Source organism: Haloarcula regularis, assembly GCF_029338315.1.
Lineage (GTDB): Archaea > Halobacteriota > Halobacteria > Halobacteriales > Haloarculaceae > Haloarcula > Haloarcula regularis.
In genome coordinates this window covers 3329859-3346649 of record NZ_CP119794.1, presented here as the reverse complement: position 1 = coordinate 3346649, position 16791 = coordinate 3329859, and the positions used below count along the sequence as shown (strand labels likewise).

At 69.4% G+C, this 16791-nt stretch carries 11 protein-coding genes and 7 pseudogenes; 9 read left to right on the top strand and 9 right to left on the bottom strand.

What is annotated here, in order from left to right:
- Positions 1-2: 2 nt before the first annotated feature.
- Positions 3-2578 (bottom strand): annotated as a pseudogene (locus P1N55_RS19840) (cation-translocating P-type ATPase).
- Positions 2579-2679: 101 nt separating this feature from the next.
- Positions 2680-3135 carry a pyridoxamine 5'-phosphate oxidase family protein gene (locus P1N55_RS18035; RefSeq protein WP_276276852.1) on the bottom strand — a complete coding sequence of 152 codons (456 nt, stop codon included), beginning with the start codon at positions 3133-3135 and terminating at the stop codon, positions 2680-2682.
- An 83-nt stretch (positions 3136-3218) separates the two neighbouring features.
- On the opposite strand from P1N55_RS18035, the gene P1N55_RS18030 reads away from it, so the two are divergent.
- Positions 3219-3509, top strand: coding sequence for a transcriptional regulator (locus tag P1N55_RS18030; RefSeq protein ID WP_276276851.1), 291 nt, complete (start codon positions 3219-3221; stop codon positions 3507-3509).
- 29 nt (positions 3510-3538) lie between these two features.
- Here the strand turns inward: P1N55_RS18030 and P1N55_RS19835 are convergent.
- Positions 3539-3954 (bottom strand): annotated as a pseudogene (locus tag P1N55_RS19835) (Rieske (2Fe-2S) protein).
- Between the two features lie 93 nt (positions 3955-4047).
- Between P1N55_RS19835 and P1N55_RS18020 the strand changes: the two are divergent.
- Complete coding sequence (locus P1N55_RS18020) at positions 4048-4485, top strand: pyridoxamine 5'-phosphate oxidase family protein (RefSeq protein ID WP_276276849.1); 438 nt, start codon at positions 4048-4050, stop codon at positions 4483-4485.
- 7 nt (positions 4486-4492) lie between these two features.
- Here P1N55_RS18020 and P1N55_RS18015 read toward each other — a convergent pair whose 3' ends face one another.
- From P1N55_RS18015 to P1N55_RS17995, 5 genes and pseudogenes are all read right to left on the bottom strand, one after another.
- Positions 4493-5365: an aminotransferase class IV gene (locus P1N55_RS18015; RefSeq protein WP_276276848.1), complete on the bottom strand. Its 873-nt coding sequence runs from the start codon at positions 5363-5365 to the stop codon at positions 4493-4495.
- Positions 5350-5974, bottom strand: a pseudogene (locus tag P1N55_RS18010) (anthranilate synthase component II). Before P1N55_RS18010 ends, P1N55_RS18015 begins: the two are co-directional and overlap by 16 nt.
- A pseudogene (pabB, locus tag P1N55_RS18005) lies at positions 5971-7442 on the bottom strand (aminodeoxychorismate synthase, component I). The pseudogenes P1N55_RS18010 and pabB overlap by 4 nt, the downstream one beginning before the upstream one ends.
- A gap of 44 nt (positions 7443-7486) precedes the next feature.
- Positions 7487-8005, bottom strand: coding sequence for a helix-hairpin-helix domain-containing protein (locus P1N55_RS18000; protein WP_276276847.1), 519 nt, complete (start codon positions 8003-8005; stop codon positions 7487-7489).
- A gap of 45 nt (positions 8006-8050) precedes the next feature.
- Positions 8051-8848 carry a shikimate dehydrogenase gene (locus tag P1N55_RS17995; protein ID WP_276276846.1) on the bottom strand — a complete coding sequence of 266 codons (798 nt, stop codon included), beginning with the start codon at positions 8846-8848 and terminating at the stop codon, positions 8051-8053.
- A gap of 112 nt (positions 8849-8960) precedes the next feature.
- Between P1N55_RS17995 and P1N55_RS17990 the strand changes: the two are divergent.
- The 5 genes and pseudogenes from P1N55_RS17990 to P1N55_RS17970 all read left to right on the top strand — a co-directional run bounded on the left by P1N55_RS17990 (position 8961) and on the right by P1N55_RS17970 (position 13681).
- A pseudogene (locus P1N55_RS17990) lies at positions 8961-10344 on the top strand (sodium:calcium antiporter).
- Positions 10344-11697, top strand: a pseudogene (locus tag P1N55_RS17985) (D-aminoacyl-tRNA deacylase). Before P1N55_RS17990 ends, P1N55_RS17985 begins: the two co-directional pseudogenes overlap by 1 nt.
- Positions 11698-11800: 103 nt before the next feature.
- Entirely contained in the window at positions 11801-12958 is a 1158-nt protein-coding gene (gene ftsZ, locus P1N55_RS17980; protein ID WP_276276845.1) for a cell division protein FtsZ, read from the top strand.
- A 101-nt stretch (positions 12959-13059) separates the two neighbouring features.
- Positions 13060-13239 carry a protein translocase SEC61 complex subunit gamma gene (locus P1N55_RS17975; protein ID WP_276276844.1) on the top strand — a complete coding sequence of 60 codons (180 nt, stop codon included), beginning with the start codon at positions 13060-13062 and terminating at the stop codon, positions 13237-13239.
- A 4-nt stretch (positions 13240-13243) separates the two neighbouring features.
- Positions 13244-13681 carry a transcription elongation factor Spt5 gene (locus P1N55_RS17970; protein ID WP_276276843.1) on the top strand — a complete coding sequence of 146 codons (438 nt, stop codon included), beginning with the start codon at positions 13244-13246 and terminating at the stop codon, positions 13679-13681.
- Between the two features lie 90 nt (positions 13682-13771).
- Here P1N55_RS17970 and P1N55_RS17965 read toward each other — a convergent pair whose 3' ends face one another.
- The gene (locus tag P1N55_RS17965) at positions 13772-14068 is read right to left on the bottom strand and encodes a DUF7565 family protein (protein ID WP_276276842.1); all 297 of its coding nucleotides are present in this window, start codon (positions 14066-14068) and stop codon (positions 13772-13774) included.
- On the opposite strand from P1N55_RS17965, the pseudogene P1N55_RS17960 reads away from it, so the two are divergent.
- Together P1N55_RS17960 and P1N55_RS20055 are read left to right on the top strand one after the other, a co-directional pair.
- A pseudogene (locus tag P1N55_RS17960) lies at positions 13974-16544 on the top strand (PAS domain S-box protein); the annotation flags it as partial. The gene P1N55_RS17965 and the pseudogene P1N55_RS17960 overlap by 95 nt on opposite strands.
- Positions 16496-16741 carry an ATP-binding protein gene (locus P1N55_RS20055; protein ID WP_407067202.1) on the top strand — a complete coding sequence of 82 codons (246 nt, stop codon included), beginning with the start codon at positions 16496-16498 and terminating at the stop codon, positions 16739-16741. The pseudogene P1N55_RS17960 and the gene P1N55_RS20055, both read left to right, overlap by 49 nt.
- The last annotated feature ends 50 nt before the right edge of the window (positions 16742-16791 follow it).

The window sequence follows — 16791 nt, the reverse complement described above, 5'->3', positions numbered from 1 at the left end:
GCTCAGACGGTCGGCCGGGCGACGAATCGCTTGACCACCCACCCGACGACGACGAACAGCGGACCGCCGATGGCGAGTGCGCCCGCCAGCAAGCCCCAGTCCGCGAGCGAGAGCGGCACCGTCCCGAAGTAGGTCCGCAGCGGCGTGTACAGGACCGCGAGGTGGAGTAGAGTCGACAGCGCGACGGCGCCCGCCAGCCACGGATTCGACAGGACGGGCGTGTCTCTCGTCCAGCGGACCACGTACAGCTTGGCGAACTCGAAGACGACAAACCCGGTGAACACCATCGTCATCGCGTACGGCGTGGCCGCCGGCGCGCCGTCGAGCGTGACGAACATTAGGCCGAGCATGACGGCGGTGGCGACGAGCCCCGCGCCGGCGATGAACGCCACCATCTCGCGGTCGATGATGCCCGACCCCCGCTCCCTGGGGTCGCGGTCCATCACGTCGCCGGAGGGGTCGGTGCCGAGCGCCAGCGCCGGCAGGCCGTCGGTCAGGAGGTTGATCCACAGCAGCTGGACCGCCGGCAGGATGAGGTAGCCAAAGAGCGACGCGATGAACACCAGCAACACCTCGGCGGCGTTCGCCGAGAGGAGGTAGCCCACGAACTTCCAGATGTTGTCGAAGATGGTCCGCCCGCGCTCGATGGCAGTCCGGATGGTCGCGTAGTTGTCGTCGAGCAGGACGATGTCGCTGGCCTCCTTCGCGACGTCGGTACCGCGGACCCCCATCGCGATGCCGACGTCGGCGTTTCAGCGCCGGGGCGTCGTTGACGCCGTCGCCGGTCATTGCCACCGCGTGGCCGTTGGCCTGGAGCGCCCGGAGAATCCGGACCTTGTGGACCGGCTCGGCGCGGGCGAAGACGTCGATCTCCTCGACCCGCTCGCGGAGCGTCTCGTCGTCCATGCCCTCGACGTCCGCCCCGGTCAGGGACGCCGACTCGATGCCGACCTGCTCGGCGATGGCGCGGGCCGTCACCTCGTTGTCGCCGGTGATCATCTTCACGTCGATACCCGCCCGGTGAGTGTCGTCGATGGCCGGGGCCACCGCGTCCCGCGGCGGGTCAATGAGCCCCTGGAGGCCGACGAAGACGAGGTTCTCCTCGGGGCCGCCCTCGTCCGAGCGGTCCTTGTAGGCGAACGCGAGCACGCGCAAGGCGTCGCTCGCGAAGTCCTCGACCTGGGCCTGGATGCGCTCCCTGGTCGCCTCGTCCATCGGTTCCGGGCCGTCCTCGCGGAGCACGCGGGTCGCCCGTTCGAGGACGACCCTGGGTGCGCCCTTGACGTAGACGACGTCCTCGTGAACCGTGGCCATGCGCTTTCGCTCCGAGGTGAACGGCACCTCGTCCTCGCGGGGGCGCTCCTCGCGGAGCGCGGCAACGTCGAGGCCGTGCTCCGCTGCCGCGGCCAGGAGGGCCCGCTCGGTCGGGTCGCCCTCGTCGTCGGTCGCGTCGTTACAGACCGCGCCGATCTCGAGGAGGGTACGCAGCCGGTCGTCCGACTCGGGCCCGGCGTCTGCCTCGCCCGCCTCGCCCTCGACGCGGAACGACTGGTCGTTGACCCAGGCGACCCGAACCCGCATCTCCCTCGGTCAGCGTCCCGGTCTTGTCCGTACAGACCACGTCGACCGATCCCAGCCCCTCGACGGCCGGGAGGGTCCGGACCAGCGCGTTCTCGTCGGCCATCCGCCGGACACCGAGCGCCAGCGTCAGCGTGACGACGGCGGGCAGTCCCTCCGGAATCGCGGCGACGGCCAGCGAGACGGCCGTCAGGGCCGCCTGGACCAGCGCCGTGCCGCCGGCGACGAGCAACGGGACGATGATCGCAGAGAGGACCACAACCGCGAGGCCGAGGCGCCGGCCCAGCTTGTGGAGGTCGCGCTGCAGCGGCGTCTCGGGGTCCTCGGCGGCGAGCAGTTCCGTCGCGATGGCGCCCATCTCCGTCTCCATCCCCGTCTCGACGACGACGGCGAGCGCCCGGCCGCGGGTGACGTTCGTCCCCTTGTAGACCACGTTGGGGCGCTCGGCCAGCGGCGTGTCCGCGTCGACGGCCTCGACGTGTTTCTCGACGGGCATGCTCTCGCCGGTCAGTGCGGCCTCGTCGACCTCCAGGTTCTGGCTCTCGAGCAGGCGACAGTCCGCTGGCACGACGTCGCCCTGGCGCAGGCTGACCACGTCGCCGGGGACCAGCTCGGTCGCCGCTATCGTCGCGTCGGTGCCGTCACGACGGACCCGCACCTCCGGCGTGGCCAGCTCGCGCAGCGCCTCGAGGCTTCGCTCGGCGCGGTACTCCTGGACGAACCCGAAGATGCCGTTGCCGAGCAAAATCACCGTTATCAGGGCGGCGTCGACCGTGTGCCCGATGGCAAAGGAGAGGGCCGCGGCCGCGAGGAGGACCCAGATGAGCGCGCTCGAGAACTGGTCGAGGAAGACCCAGACCGGGTGCCGGCGCTCGTCGGTCCGTATCTCGTTGTGGCCGACGGAATCGAGCCGTTCGGCGGCCGCGTCGCTCGAGAGTCCCTCTTCGGTCGTCTCGAGCTCCGCCAGGACGTCCGACGCCGAGCGTGCGTGCCACTCCATTGTCGCTGGCGGGCTCAGTCCCCCCTGGCCGCCTGTCGCTCGGACGCGGCGCGTGCGCCCGGTGTCGCGCCGGCCGCCCGACGCCGGTGCCCGGAACACGGTCAGACGTCGGCCCGGAGTTCCTTCCGGGCGGTCAGCTCCTCGGGGACGAGCCGGAGGAACTCGAAGGTGATGTCCCGAACGGGCACGTCGAAGACGTCCACGAGCGGGATGTCGACCCGCTCTAAGCCCGCGAGCGTGTCCGTCTCGATGCCCTCGGTGTCGACGGCCTCCAGGCGGCCCTTCGCGACGACGCTCACCCAGCGGTCGGTCTCCTCGTCGCGGCCGTAGGTGACGAAGGTGACCGGGCGGTCGAGGACCTCGCCTTTCTCGCTGTCCAGGCCCGTCGCCAGCCGGAAGTAGAACGTCGTCTGGTCGGGGTCGTAGCCGTACGAGACCGGGACCGAGTGAGGCGAGCGGCCCGGTTCGGTCTCGAACGAGGCGACACCGGTCCCGCCGACGCCCAGGAACTCGTCGCGCTCCTCGGCGGAGACCGCTGCGCGGTGTGTGTCTTCCATACGTTATGTAACTCTACCGGAAGTAATAAAGCCACGCCGGCACCGGGGAACAGACCTATTACGGCGGATTGCCAACTACTGGCATGCGCGAGGTAGGTCGGACGACGCGCCAGCGCATCGCGGACCGATTGCGCGAGGGGCCGATGGCGGCCGGGACGATCGCTCGGACGTTCGAGATACAGACCAGCGACGCGCTCACACACGTCGAACACATCGCCCGGTCGCTCGATGCGACCGACGAACAGCTGCTCGTGGCGCCCCCGGAGTGTGACGCCTGCGGGTTCGCCGACTTCGACGACCTGACCAACCGGCCCAGTCGGTGCCCGGAGTGCAAACACGAGCACGTCTCGGAACCGGCCTACAGGATCCAGTAGCCGGCGCGGGTCGGCAACGTCGAGGCCGCCTACTGGCCGGAGAACCCGATGCGGCCCCGCGAGGAGCGGTCGTGGTCGCCCGAGGGGCCACGGTTCTCGAACTCGTAGCGGTCGTCGGTGAGGTACACCGCGCCGTCCTCGACGCGGACGGCTATCTCGTCGAGTACCGCCCCCTCGCAGGGGCCGTAGTTGCAGTACCCGGAGTCGGACTCGAAGGTCGCGCCGTGTTTCTCACACACCAGTTCGTCGCCACGCATCGTCGCCCCGCTCCCCTTGTCGAGGCGGACATCCCGCCAGTGGGGCAGTAGTTCTCGAAGGCCACGACACCGTCAGATAGCGACACCAGGAGCGCCTCCTCGGTGTCGAACCCGTCCCGGACCGTAAACAGGAGCGTCCCGTCGTCGGGCACCGCCTCGAGTGGGGCGATACGACTGTCCTCGTCCATCTCGTCTCCCCGTAGGACGGTCCCCGATTTCAACGTTCGGAAGCGTTGCCGGGCGCACGTAGCCTTATTGTCACTCGAAGAGTATATACACCCATGAGTCGAGTCGACATGGACGCCATCCAGATCGCGGAGTTCCTCGATAGCCAGCGGACCGGCGTCCTCTCGATGGGGCGCGAGAACGACGGCTACGGCGTGCCGCTCTCGTACTGGTTCGACGACGACACCAGTTTCTACTTCCGGTTGGGATACGCGCCGGGTAGTCAGAAGCGGAAGTTCATCGAGGCCGCAGCGTACGTGACCTTCGTCGTCTACGCCGACACCGACGAGGGGTGGAAGAGCGTGCTCGCGGAGGGCGAGCTCGAGGTCCTCTCCGAGGAGAACGTCGACTCGTCCATCGAGGAGGTGACCAGGCGCCTCGACATCCCGTACTTCGAGGTGCACGAACGCCCGGTCAGCGAACTGGAGTTCGACATCCTCCGGATGCGCGTGACGAAGCTCAACGGCATCGTCGAGGGCCACACGGGCACCTGACGGCCGGTCAGTAGTACCGGGCCTCGACCCGCTCGTCGAACAGGCGCTGGAGGAGCGTCGTCATCGGGCCAGCGCCGACCTCGATGCCGTCGACGCTCGCGACGGGGCGCAGTTCCCACGTCGAGTTGGTGAGAAACGCCTCGTCAGCGTCGCGGACGACGTCAAGCGAGTAGTGGCCGGTCTCGACCGGGAACGACTCCTCGCGGGCCAGGTCGAGGACGACCGAGCGTGTCACGCCCGGCAGCAGGTCCAGATCCTCGCTGGGGGTGCGCAGGCCGTTCTCCGTGACGAAAAAGAGGTTGCTCGTGGCCCCCTCGACGACAGTGCCGTCGACGTCGCGCATGAGACACTCGTCGGCGGCGTCGCGACCGGCGGCCGCCCGGCGGAGCTCGAGTCGGCCGAGGATGCCGTTGAGGTAGTTGTGGGTCTTCACGTCCGCGGGCACGGCCTCGCTCGGAATCCGTCGCGTCCGGACCGTCTGGACCGCGGCGGGGTCGTCCCACACCCGCTGGCCCTCGAGGCCGCCCCGCGGGAGCGGGGAGCAGGTGACGACGACCGTCGGGTCCACGTCGGCCCCGGGCGTGAGTTTCCCGGGCTGGACGCCCCGGCTGACCGAGACTTTGACCGAGGCCTCCGAGAGGTCGTTCTCGGCGAGGGTCGCCTCGACCCGGTCGCGCAGGTCGTCGGGGACGGCGTCGGCAAAGCCCAGCGTCTCGGCGGTGTGCTGGAGACGCATACGGTGGGCGTCCCACTCGAAGGGGGTCCCGCCGTAGACCCGGAGCGTCTCGAAGGCCGCGTCGCCGTACATGAACCCGCGGTCGCGGACCGACACCGTCGCCTCGCCGGCCGGGACGAGGTCGCCGTCTACGTGGTAGTACATCGGAGACAGAAGTTCTCGACCATGGTCGTGCCGTGTTCGGTGAGGATGCTCTCGGGGTGGAACTGGACGCCGACGTGGGGCTTCTCGCGGTGGCGCACGCCCATCACAATGGACGACTCGTCGTCGGTGGAGGCCGTCTCCGCGAGCTGGTCGGGGAGGTCGACCCGTTCGACCGCCAGCGAGTGGTACCGCCCGACCTCGACGGGGTCGGGGACCCCCTCGAAGACGCCCCGGCCGTCGTGGGTCACCTCCGAGGACTTGCCGTGGACGACCGACTCCGCGTGGCCGACGGGCGCCCGCGGCCGCACAGAGCGCCTGGTGGCCCAGACAGACGCCCAGCGTCGGGTACGCGAGTTCGGCGAAGATGGGCATCGAGACGCCGGCGTCCGCCGGCGTGCCCGGGCCCGGCGAGACGACGATGCCGTCGGGGTCCAGCGCCCGGATGCCGTCGACGTCGATGGCGTCGTTGCGCCGGACGACGACGTCGTCCTCGCGGCCGCCGAGACGGAGGACCACCTCGCCGACGTACTGGACGAGGTTGTACGCGAAGGAGTCGTAGTTGTCGACGACCAGCACTGTCGGCGCGGCGCCGCCACCGGAGGCGGTCACGGTGCCCCTTCCACGGAGAGATCCGCTCGCTTGCCCAGGGCCTCGTCGATGGCCGTGACGAGCGCCCGGCCCTTGTCCAGCGTCTCCTCGTACTCCCGGTCGGGGTCCGAGTCGTGGACGATGCCCGCGCCCACGCGGAGATAGTAGTGGTCGGCGTAGCGCACCAGCGTCCGGATGACGATGTTCAGCGTCGCGTCGCCGTCGAAGCCGAAGACGCCGATAGAGCCGGTGTAGGGGCCCCGCCGGGTACCCTCCACCTCGTCGATTATCTCCATCGTCCGGGGCTTTGGCGCGCCGGTGATGGTCCCGCCGGGGAAGACGGCCTCGATGGCATCCTGCAGCGTCGCCCGGTCGCGCAACCGGCCCTCGACGACCGAGACGAGGTGCATCACCTCGGAGTAGCGGTCGACGCGCCGGTAGTCGGTCACCTCGACAGTGCCGAACTGGCTCACCTTCCCGAGGTCGTTGCGCTCCAAGTCGACGAGCATCGCGTGTTCGGCGCGTTCCTTCTCGTCGCGCAGGAGGTCGGCCTCCAGGCGATCGTCCTCGGCGGCGGTCGCCCCCCGCGGTCGGGTGCCGGCTATCGGCTCGGTGACCAGGCGGTCGCCCTCGCGGTGCAAGAGGAGTTCGGGGCTCGCGCTCACGAGGTCCACGCCCGGGAACTCCACGAGCGCGGAGTACGGCGCAGGGTTGACCTCGCGCAGCGCGTCGAAGGCCTCGACGGGGTGGACCGCCGCGGGGGCCCGCAACCGCTGGGAGACGTTGGCCTGGAAGGTGTCGCCCTCCCTGATGTATTCCTTGACCGTCCGGACCCGCTCGGCGAACGAGTCGCGCGTGCAGTCGCTCTCGAAGCGGGCCGCGTCGGCCTCGACCGGGGCCGCCCCCACCGCGGGGTCGCCCTCGACGGCTTTCCGGGTGAGTTCCAGCGCGTGCTGCTTGCCGAACTCGTAGGCGGCCGTCGCGTCCTCGTGGTCGCCCAGTCGGGGCAGGCAGTGACCCGCAGCGTCACCGGGCCGTCGCCGCGTGGCTCCTCCCAGGCCGCCACGCGGTCGTACGCGCCGACCTGCAACCGCGGGAGCGCACGGTCCTCGATCGCGTGCTCGGGGAGCGTCTCGAGGTCCCGGACGACGTCGTAGGAGAGCCACCCGAACGCCCCACAGGGGTAGGGGACGTCACAGTCGCCGCGCTCGAGGGTCGACCCGGCCAGCAGGTCAGCGAGCGCGTCCAGCGCCGGCCCGTCGTCGGGCGACACCGACAGGAACTCGGCCGGCGCCGTCGCGAAGTAGCCCCACCCGGACTGCCCGCCGGTGGTCGCCAGGTAGACGCCGCCGACGCCCTCGCGGGCCCGCCGGTAGGCGGTAAACGGGTCCGCGACGGTGGCGCGGACCTCGACGGGTATCCGTGTCCGTCCGTCAGCACCGGCCGCGAGGGCGGTGAAGGCCTCGCGGTCGGTCTCGACCGATACCATTACCCGGAGAGAACAGCTGCGCGACTAATTCCCTTGCGGTTCGGTCAGTAGTCGTTCGCGCGCTCGATCCAGCCGGCGACGCGGGTCTCCGCGAGGTCCGTCCGAGCGGCGACCTCGGCCGCGTCGGCGACGGCGAGGTCGCCGACCGTCTCGATGTCCAGGCCAGCGAGCCGGTCGGCGTAGGCGGGGCCGATGCCCTTGATCTCTGTCACCGGGTCGTCGGCCCCCTCGAAGTCGATGTCGGGGCCGGCCGCCGGTTCGTCCCCGGCGTCGGATTCGCCCGCCGGTTCCTCCTCGGCGTCGGGTTCCGTGACCGAGTCCCCCTCGTCCGGCGTGACGGCGTCGGCCGTAGTCGAGGCCGCGGGTTCCTCATCCACGTCGGACACGTCGGTCTCGGGTGGCGTCGAGGCCGTCTCTGTCCCCTTGACCGCGTCCTCGGATTCGGTAGATGGCTCGCGCTCGACGGTGACGTCCACGTCCTGCTCGCCGTTGGCTCCGCCGGAGGCGGCAGACCGGGTTCCGTCGAGCCCGAGAAGAGATTTGATGGTTTGGAGCAGACCCATAGTCCGGCGTACACCCCCCCGACACTAATCTCTTGCTGGTACGGCCTACAGCCGAGCGCGCAGCGCCCGGTTCATCGCCTCGACGGGCGCCGTCTCGCCGGTCCACAGCTCGAAGGCCTCGACGCCCTGGTAGAGGAGCATCCACGCCCCGTCGACGGTCGTCGCGCCCGTTGCCGCGGCGTCTCGCAAGAGGCGCGTCTCGATGGGCGAGTAGACGGCGTCCAGCACCGCCAGGTCGCCGTGGAGCGCCGACGCGGGAACGGGCGTCGCGTCCTCGTCCATCCCCACGCTGGTGCAGTTGACGAGCACGTCGGCGTCAGCCAGCAGCGTCTCCAGGTCGTCGAGTCCGTGGCCGGTCGCGCCCTCGACCTCCGCGGCCAGCGCCGTCGCCGTCGATTCGGTCCGGTTGGCGACGCGGACCGCAAGCCCCTCGTCTGCGAGGCCGAAGGCCACGGCGCGGCCGGCACCCCCGGCGCCGACGACGACGGCCGTCCCCTCGAGGGCGACCCCGTGGTGGGTCAGGGCCCGGACGGCGCCGACGGCGTCGGTGTTGTACCCGCGAGGCGTCTCGCCCGAGAAGTCGACGGTGTTGACCGCGCCGATGCGCTCGGCCAGCGGGGCCGGGTCGACTGCCTCGAAGACGGCCTGTTTGAACGGGATAGTGACGTTCAGCCCGTCGACGGCGAGCGTCTCGGCGGCCGCGATTGCTTCGGCGCCGGCGTCTGTCGCGGGTTCGAACGTGACGTAGCGTGCGTCCAGATCGAGCGCCTCGTAGCCCGCCTCGTGCATCGGCGGTGACAGCGAGTGTCCGACCGGGTTCCCGATGAGACCGTAGACGTCCATACGTCCTCGGGCGCACGCCGGCGGCATGAACGCCACGCTCTCGCCCCGGGGTCGGCTCACACCCAACGGCCTTTCGCAACCTTTTCCCGCAGACCAGTATACGGCTCTCGTAGTGAGCTATCTGCGCCACCCCCTGGTCCAGGTCGCCGTGACGGTCGCCCTGACCGCTGGCTGGGTCGGCGCCCTCCTCACGGGGACGTCGCTGGGAACGCTGGCGACCGTCGCCGTCAGCGGCCTCGCCGTGCTGGGCGTCGTTCCTGCTGGCGTGGGGGGCAGAGACCGCCGAGAAGGACGTGCCGCGGGCCTTCGCTATCGCCGTGCTGGCGGTCCTGGCTGTCGCCCCGGAGTACGCAGTCGACGCGCTGTTCGCCTGGCAGGCCGGCGCGGGTGGGGCGACGACCGAGGCCTGTGCGGCGCTGACGGCCGCCGAGATCGAGGCAGGGGCGACACCGCTTGCTCGGGCCTGTCACGACGCGAACCTGGCCATCGCCAACATGACCGGCGCCAACCGGATCCTCATCGGCATCGGCTGGGCCGGCATCGCCGTCTTCACCGTCTGGCGGGCGGCACGGACGAGGGACCCCGCTGTCATCGACCGCGAAGGGACCCTCGCGGACGCCGTCCGACTCGACCGGGACATCGCCACGGAGATCACGTTCCTCTTCCTGGCGACGCTGTGGGCCTTCTTCGTCCCGCTCGGCGGCGGTATCGGTGCCGCCGACACGATATTCCTGGTCGGCCTCTACGTCGCGTACATCGGCCTGGTGCTGAAATCGGACATCGACCACGAGGAGGAACACGTCGGCGTCCCGAAGTACTTCCAGAACTGGTCGCTACCGTGGCGGCCGATGGTCGTCTTGCTGCTCTTTGGGTACTCGGGTGCGATGATCTTCACCGCCGTCGAACCGTTCGCCCACGGCCTCGAGGAGATCGGGCTGAACCTGGGCATCCCCGGGTTCTTCATGATCCAGTGGATCGCGCCGCTGGCCAGCGAGTCCCCGGAGCTCATCGTCGTGGCGGTGCTCGTCAACAAGGCCCGCTCGACGGCCGGGTTCAACGCCCTCATCTCCTCGAAGCTCAACCAGTGGACGCTGCTCATCGGGACCATCGCCGTCGTCTACTCGCTGGCGCTGGGTCGGTACGGCGTGCTCCCGTTCGACGCGCGACAGGCCGCCGAGATATGGATCACGGCCGGCCAGTCGTTCTTCGCGCTCTCCATCCTGGTCAACTTCGAGATATCCGTCCGTGAGTCGATCGTGCTGTTCGCCCTGTTCATCTCGCAGGTGCTCGTGGAGTTCGCACTCATCCGCGACCTGGTGGTGCTACCGATTACGAGCCACGAGCTGCTGCTCGGATACACCGCGGTGTACATGCTCGCCGGGACGGCGCTGTTCGTCGTTCGCCGTCGGTCGCTGCTGCTCCTGCTGGGACTGGCCGGCGACGCCGTCCGAACCGCCCTGGGCCGGGAGCCGGTCCACACGGAGTACGCCGACTGATGCTCGCTATCGTCGTCTCCCGGGCCGACGCGGCGTCCGTCCACATCGGCGAGCGCCTGCTGGACGTCGCGGAGTGGACGACCCACACCGACGAGGGACGGCCGGACGGGGAGGGTGGCGGGACCGTCTACCGACGGGAGGGCGTCGAACTGCGTGAGTTCGACGCCACGCACATCGACATCGCGGCCCCGGCCGACGCGTTCGAGGACCCCGACCTGCTGGTGTTCGCCTCGAAACACGCGGGCAAGACGGGCCCGTTGCTGACGGCCCACCACACCGGGAATTTCGGGGCCGCCGACTACGGCGGGGCCGCCGGCCGCTTCGCGCGGGCCTGCCCGAACGCGCTCCGTGCCGTCGTCGAGGCGATGGACGAGCACGCGCCCGAAGCGTACGACGTCGGCATCGAGTGCACCCACCACGGCCCGACGGACGTCGGCATCCCGTCGATGTTCGTCGAGGTCGGGAGCGCCGAACCGCAGTGGCAGGACCCCGAGGCGGCCACCGCCGTCGCGCGGGCGATACTCGACGTCGCGGACGTCGCCGCCGACGCCCCCGCCGAGAACGGGACCCGACGGCACCTCCTGGGCCTCGGTGGGGGCCACTACGCCCCGCGGTTCGAGCGGGTGGTCCGCGAGACGGACTGGGCCGTCGGGCACGTCGCGGCCGACTGGGGACTCGAGGCGCTCGAGGCGTGGGCCGACGACGAGACGGCGTACGACGCCGTCATCGAGCGGGCGTTCGCGGCCAGCGCCGCCGACTTCGCCCTGCTCGAAGACGACCGACCGGACCTCGTGGCCACCGTCGAGTCACTGGGCTACCGGGTCGTCGACGAGACGTTCGTCCGAGTGACGACCGGCGTCCCTCGACCTGGTCGAGACGCTCGAACGCGAGATAGCGTCGGTCGACGCCGGCCTTCGCTTCGGCGACCCGGCCACCGGGTTCGACGGGGACTGGAGCGTCGTCGACCTTCCGACGGACCTGCTCGCCGAGGCCCGCGGTATCGACGACGCAGCCGTCCGCGAGCTGGTCGAGGCCACAGCGGTCGCCTTCGGCACCGAACAGAGCGGTACTGTCGTGACCACGCCGGTGGTCTGTCCCGCGAGCGTGTCCCGCGACCGACTCCTCGAGGGACTGGCCGACATTCTTCGGGACCAGTACGACAGCGTCGTTCGGGAGGGTGGAGCGCTCGTCGCCCGCGAGACGACCTTCGACCCCGAGCTCGCACGCACCGCCGGCGTCCCCGAAGGCCCGAAGTTCGGGAAGCTCGCAGCGGGTCAGTCGGTGGAGGTCGACGGGGAGGAGATCGGGCCCGATAGGTTCCAGCGCGAGCGTATACGTCGATTTACGTTGTAGGAAACGGCCGCGAGAGGCGGCGAGACGGCGGTCGAACGCGTCAGCCGTGCGTCAGACGCAGGGGGAACGTTAATAACAGCTCGTACGCAAAGGGGATTTAAATATGGACTCGATCATCGACGACGCCATCGACGAGGCCGAGCAGGAACGGGAGGAATCGTCGTCGGAGACGGCAGCGGAGACAGCGACACCACGGGACGAGGTCTCGACGTCCGGGCAGATGACCGACGAGGAGCTGGCCAGCGTCGTCAAGGACTTAGAGACCAAGATCACCGTCGTCGGCTGTGGCGGTGCCGGGGGGAACACCGTCACGCGGATGATGGACGAGGGCATCCACGGGGCGAAGCTCGTGGCCGCCAACACCGACGCCCAGCACCTCGCCGACGAGGTGGAGGCCGACACGAAGATCCTCATCGGCCGCAAGCGGACCGGCGGCCGCGGTGCGGGGTCGGTCCCGAAAATCGGCGAGGAGGCCGCCCAGGAGAACATCGAGGACATCCAGCAGTCAATCGACGGCTCGGACATGGTGTTTGTCACCGCCGGCCTCGGCGGGGGGACCGGGACCGGATCGGCACCGGTCGTCGCCCAGGCCGCACAGGAGGCCGGCGCGCTGACCATCTCCATCGTCACGATCCCGTTCACCGCCGAAGGTGAGCGTCGGCGGGCGAACGCCGACGCCGGGCTCGAACGCCTCCGTGCGGTCTCCGATACCGTCATCGTCGTCCCGAACGACCGCCTGCTCGACTACGCGCCGTCGATGCCGCTGCAGGACGCGTTCAAGATCTGTGACCGCGTGCTGATGCGCTCGGTGAAGGGGATGACCGAACTCATCACCAAGCCCGGCCTCGTCAACGTGGACTTCGCCGACGTCCGCACCATCATGGAGAACGGCGGCGTCGCGATGATCGGCCTCGGTGAGTCCGACTCCGAGAACAAGGCCCAGGACTCCATCCGCTCGGCGCTGCGCTCGCCGCTGCTGGACGTGGAGTTCGACGGCGCCAACTCCGCACTCGTGAACGTCGTCGGCGGGCCCGACATGAGCATCGAGGAGGCCGAAGGCGTCGTCGAGGAGATCTACGACCGCATCGACCCCGACGCCCGCATCATCTGGGGCGCGTCGGTCAACAGCGAGTTCGACGGCAAGATGGAGACGATGATCGTCGTCACCGGCGTCGAGAGCCCACAGATCTACGGGCAAAGCGAGGCCGAACGGGAGCGAGAGGCCCAGCAGATCGGCGACGACATCGACTACGTCGACTGACGGGCGACCGCTCGCGACGTCCCGGCCCGGCGGCGACCACCGCGCGTCCGGGACGGACACTTACCACAATATAGAAAAGCCACCAGTGGATACCACCCGGTATGGACGTTCCGTTCGACCTCAACTCCTACATACGGGTGCTCAAACTGGCGAGTACGCCGTCTTGGAACGAGTTCTCATCGATCGCGAAGATCGCCGGTGCGGGTATCGTACTCGTCGGACTGCTCGGGTTCATCATCTTCGCCGTGATGAGCTTCGTCCCTGGCGCAAAGCCGGTGTAAACAGATGGGCATCTACGCTGTCAAGACCACTGCGAGCCAGGAACGCACCGTCGCCGACATGATAATCAACCGCGAGGAGCCGGACATCCACGCCGCACTGGCGCCGGACTCGCTGACCAGCTACGTGATGGTCGAGGCCGACGACGCGGCCGTCTTCGACCGCATCCTGGACGAGATTCCCCACGCCAACGGCGTGGTCCAGGGCGAGTCCTCCATCGCGGAAGTCGAGCACTTCCTCTCGCCGAAACCGGACGTCGAGGGCATCGCCGAAGGGGACATCGTCGAGCTCATCGCCGGCCCGTTCAAGGGCGAGAAGGCGCAGGTCCAGCGCATCGACGAGGGGAAAGACCAGGTCACCGTCGAGCTGTACGAGGCGACGGTCCCGATCCCCGTGACGGTCCGCGGGGACCAGATTCGGGTGCTGGATAGTGAAGAGCGCTGACGCGAGCGGGACGATTTCGGCGGCGCCGGACATTCCGCAGCATCGGACTGATACCCAGAACGAGGAGCGCGGCCACGCGAGACAGCCGTCTCAGGTCCCGCCCTCGAGCCGCTCGATGACTTCGCTCATATCGGCCGTCTCCTCGACGGCCTCCTTGACGTTCTCGCGGGCGCGGACCTCCGCAGCCGACGCGTCGTAGGCGCGGACGTACTCGGCCCGCGAGTGTTCGTCGAAGGTGTGCTTGATGGCGAAGTATCCGTCGGGGACGACGGTGCCACAGACTTTGCACTTGATGCGTTCGTGCTCGGTCGACTGGTGGATGATGAGCTCCTCGACACGGTCGAACTGGTGGTCGTCCCCCTCGATAGCGCACTCCCAGCGTGGCATACGAGCGGAGACAGGCAACGGGGCGATAAAAACGTTCGCCCCCGGGCGTCCTGATTCGTGCGCCGGCCGTGCCGGAAGTCTCGGAGAGCGGGGCACAGCGGCCCGAGCCCACAGTATTCTGGGATTCGGATTCTCAGTTTCGTGGAACGCGAGACGGATTAATTGTACCCCGAACACGTACGGGGGAGACATGACAGGGGCCGTGGCAGTCGTCGAACACGTTCCCGAGGGGGCGGCGGTGCTCGACACCGAGACCGGCGACGTCGTCGCGGCGAACGACCGCTGTGCGCGACTCTGTGGACACACGCGAGCGTCCCTCGAAGGCGAGTCGTTCCGGTCGCTCGCCCCCGACGACTGGGTGCCCGACGCCGGCCTGGAGACGCTCGTCGAGCGGGCACGCGACGGGCGGGTCACGTTCGAGTGGCGAGTCGACCGGCCCGGCGGGACGACTGTCACGCTCGCGTGGGCGATGGAAGTCGACGAGGCGGACGGCCGCGCCGTCGTCACGGTCCGCGAACGGGCCGGCCGACAGGACGGGGATCGCGAACCGGCCGCCGCCGCCCTCGACGGGCGCGAACTGCTGGACGCGCTGGACGCGGCGGCGTTCGTCGTCGGCGCGGACGGGACCTTCCGCGAGGTCAACCGAGCCGCCGTCGACCGACTGGACTACTCGCGGACGGAGCTGCGCTCGATGGGGCCGGCGGACATTCGGCCGTCCGAGGACGCCGACTACCGAGCGGAGCGTCCCGAAGCCCCGGCCGCCGACGCCGACGTCGTCGAGACGACCCACGTCACCGCGTCGGGCGAGACGGTCCCCGTCGAGGTATCGGTGGGTGCGGTTGACTACCGCGGCGAGCGCGCGTACCTGCGGGTTGCCCGAGACGTCAGCGAACGCAGGGCGCGGACCCGTCGCCTCCGGACCTTCGAGCAGGCCATCGAGCAGGCCGGCCACGCGGTCTACATCACCGACACAGACGGGACCATCGAGTACGTCAACCCCGAGTTCGAGCGACTGACCGGCCACGACGCCGCCGACGTGCTCGGTGCGACGCCCGCGGTCCTCAGTAGCGGGACTCAGGACGAGTCGTACTACGAAGCCCTCTGGGAGACCATCCTGCGGGGCGACGTCTGGGAGGAGCGGATAGAGAACGAGCGCGCCGACGGCGAGCGGTACTACGCCGACCAGACCATCGCACCCATCGTCCGGGACGGCGACGTCGAGAAGTTCGTCGCCATCCAGCAGGACGTCACCGAGCGCAAGGAACGCGAGGCCGAGCTGGAGCGGTGTCACGAACTCATCGAGAACGTCCCGGTCGGCGTCTACCGGAGCACCGCGGGACTCGCCGGGGAGTTCGTCGACGCCAACCCCGCGCTCGTCGAGATGTTCGACGCCGAGTCGGCCGACGACCTGCTGGGGACCCACGTCGCCGAACGCTACCGGACGCCCGGCCAGCGCGAGCTCGTCGGCCGGAAACTCGAATTCAACGGGGAGATCGTCGAGCAGGAGCTCAGACTGGAGACGATGGACGGCGATCCGTTCTGGGGCTCCGTGACCGCGATTCGCCGCGAGGTCGACGGCACCGTCTACTACGACGGCATCGTGCAGGACGTCACCGAACGCAGGGAGAAAGAGCGGGAGCTCAAGTTCCGCGAACGGCGGTTCCGCCGCCTGTTCGAGGACCACAACGCGCCGATGTTGCTCATCGACCCGGAGACCGGCCGCATCGACCGTGCCAACGCCGCTGCCGCGTCGTTCTACGGCTACGACACGGAGACCCTGGAGTCGATGCCGATACAGGACATCAACCAGCTCGACGACGAGGCGGTCGCGGAGCGTCGTCGGGCGGCCAGCGAAGGCGAGACCAACCGGTTCATCTTCCCCCACGAGCTGGCCGACGGGTCGGTCCGGCAGGTCGAAGTCGACTCCTCGCCCATCCAGACCGGTGGCGGGACGCTGCTGTTCTCGATTCTCCACGACGTCACCGAACGGAAGCGGACCCGGGAGCGCCTCGAACGGCAGAACGAACAGCTCGAGCTGCTCAACCGGGTCGTCCGCCACGACATCCGCAACGACATGTCCGTGGTCACCGGCCACGCGGAACTGCTCTACGACCACGTCGACGATGCGGGCCGCGAGCACCTCGAGACGCTGGTCGAACACGGCGACCACGTCGTCGAGCTGACGAAGACGGTCCGCACGCTGATGGAGCGGATGCTCGAGGAGGACCCCGAACACGGCGCCGTCGAACTGGCCGAGATACTCGAGCGGGAGGTCTCGGAGGTCCGCTCCGGACACGAGGAAGCGACGGTTCACGTCGACCACCCCCTGCCGGACGTGACGGTCCGGGGCAACGAGATGCTCGCCTCAGTGTTCCGGAACCTGCTCCGGAACGCCGTCCAGCACAACGACGGGCCGGACCCGACGGTGTGGGTGACAGTAGAGCGACGGGCGGAGTCGGTCCGGGTCGACGTCGCCGACGACGGCCCGGGCGTCCCCGACGACCAGACGGACGCGATCTTCGGGAAGGGCGAGCGGGGCTGGACAGTTCGGGCACCGGTCTGGGTCTCTACCTGGTCCGCACCTTCGTCGAGGAGTTCGGCGGCGACGTGTGGGTGTCCGACAACGACCCGGAGGGGGCCGTCTTCACCGTCGAGCTCCCGACGGCCGAGTGACGGGGCGGCGTCGCTGGCGTCGCGAATAGAAATTACTAATGGGCCCACGT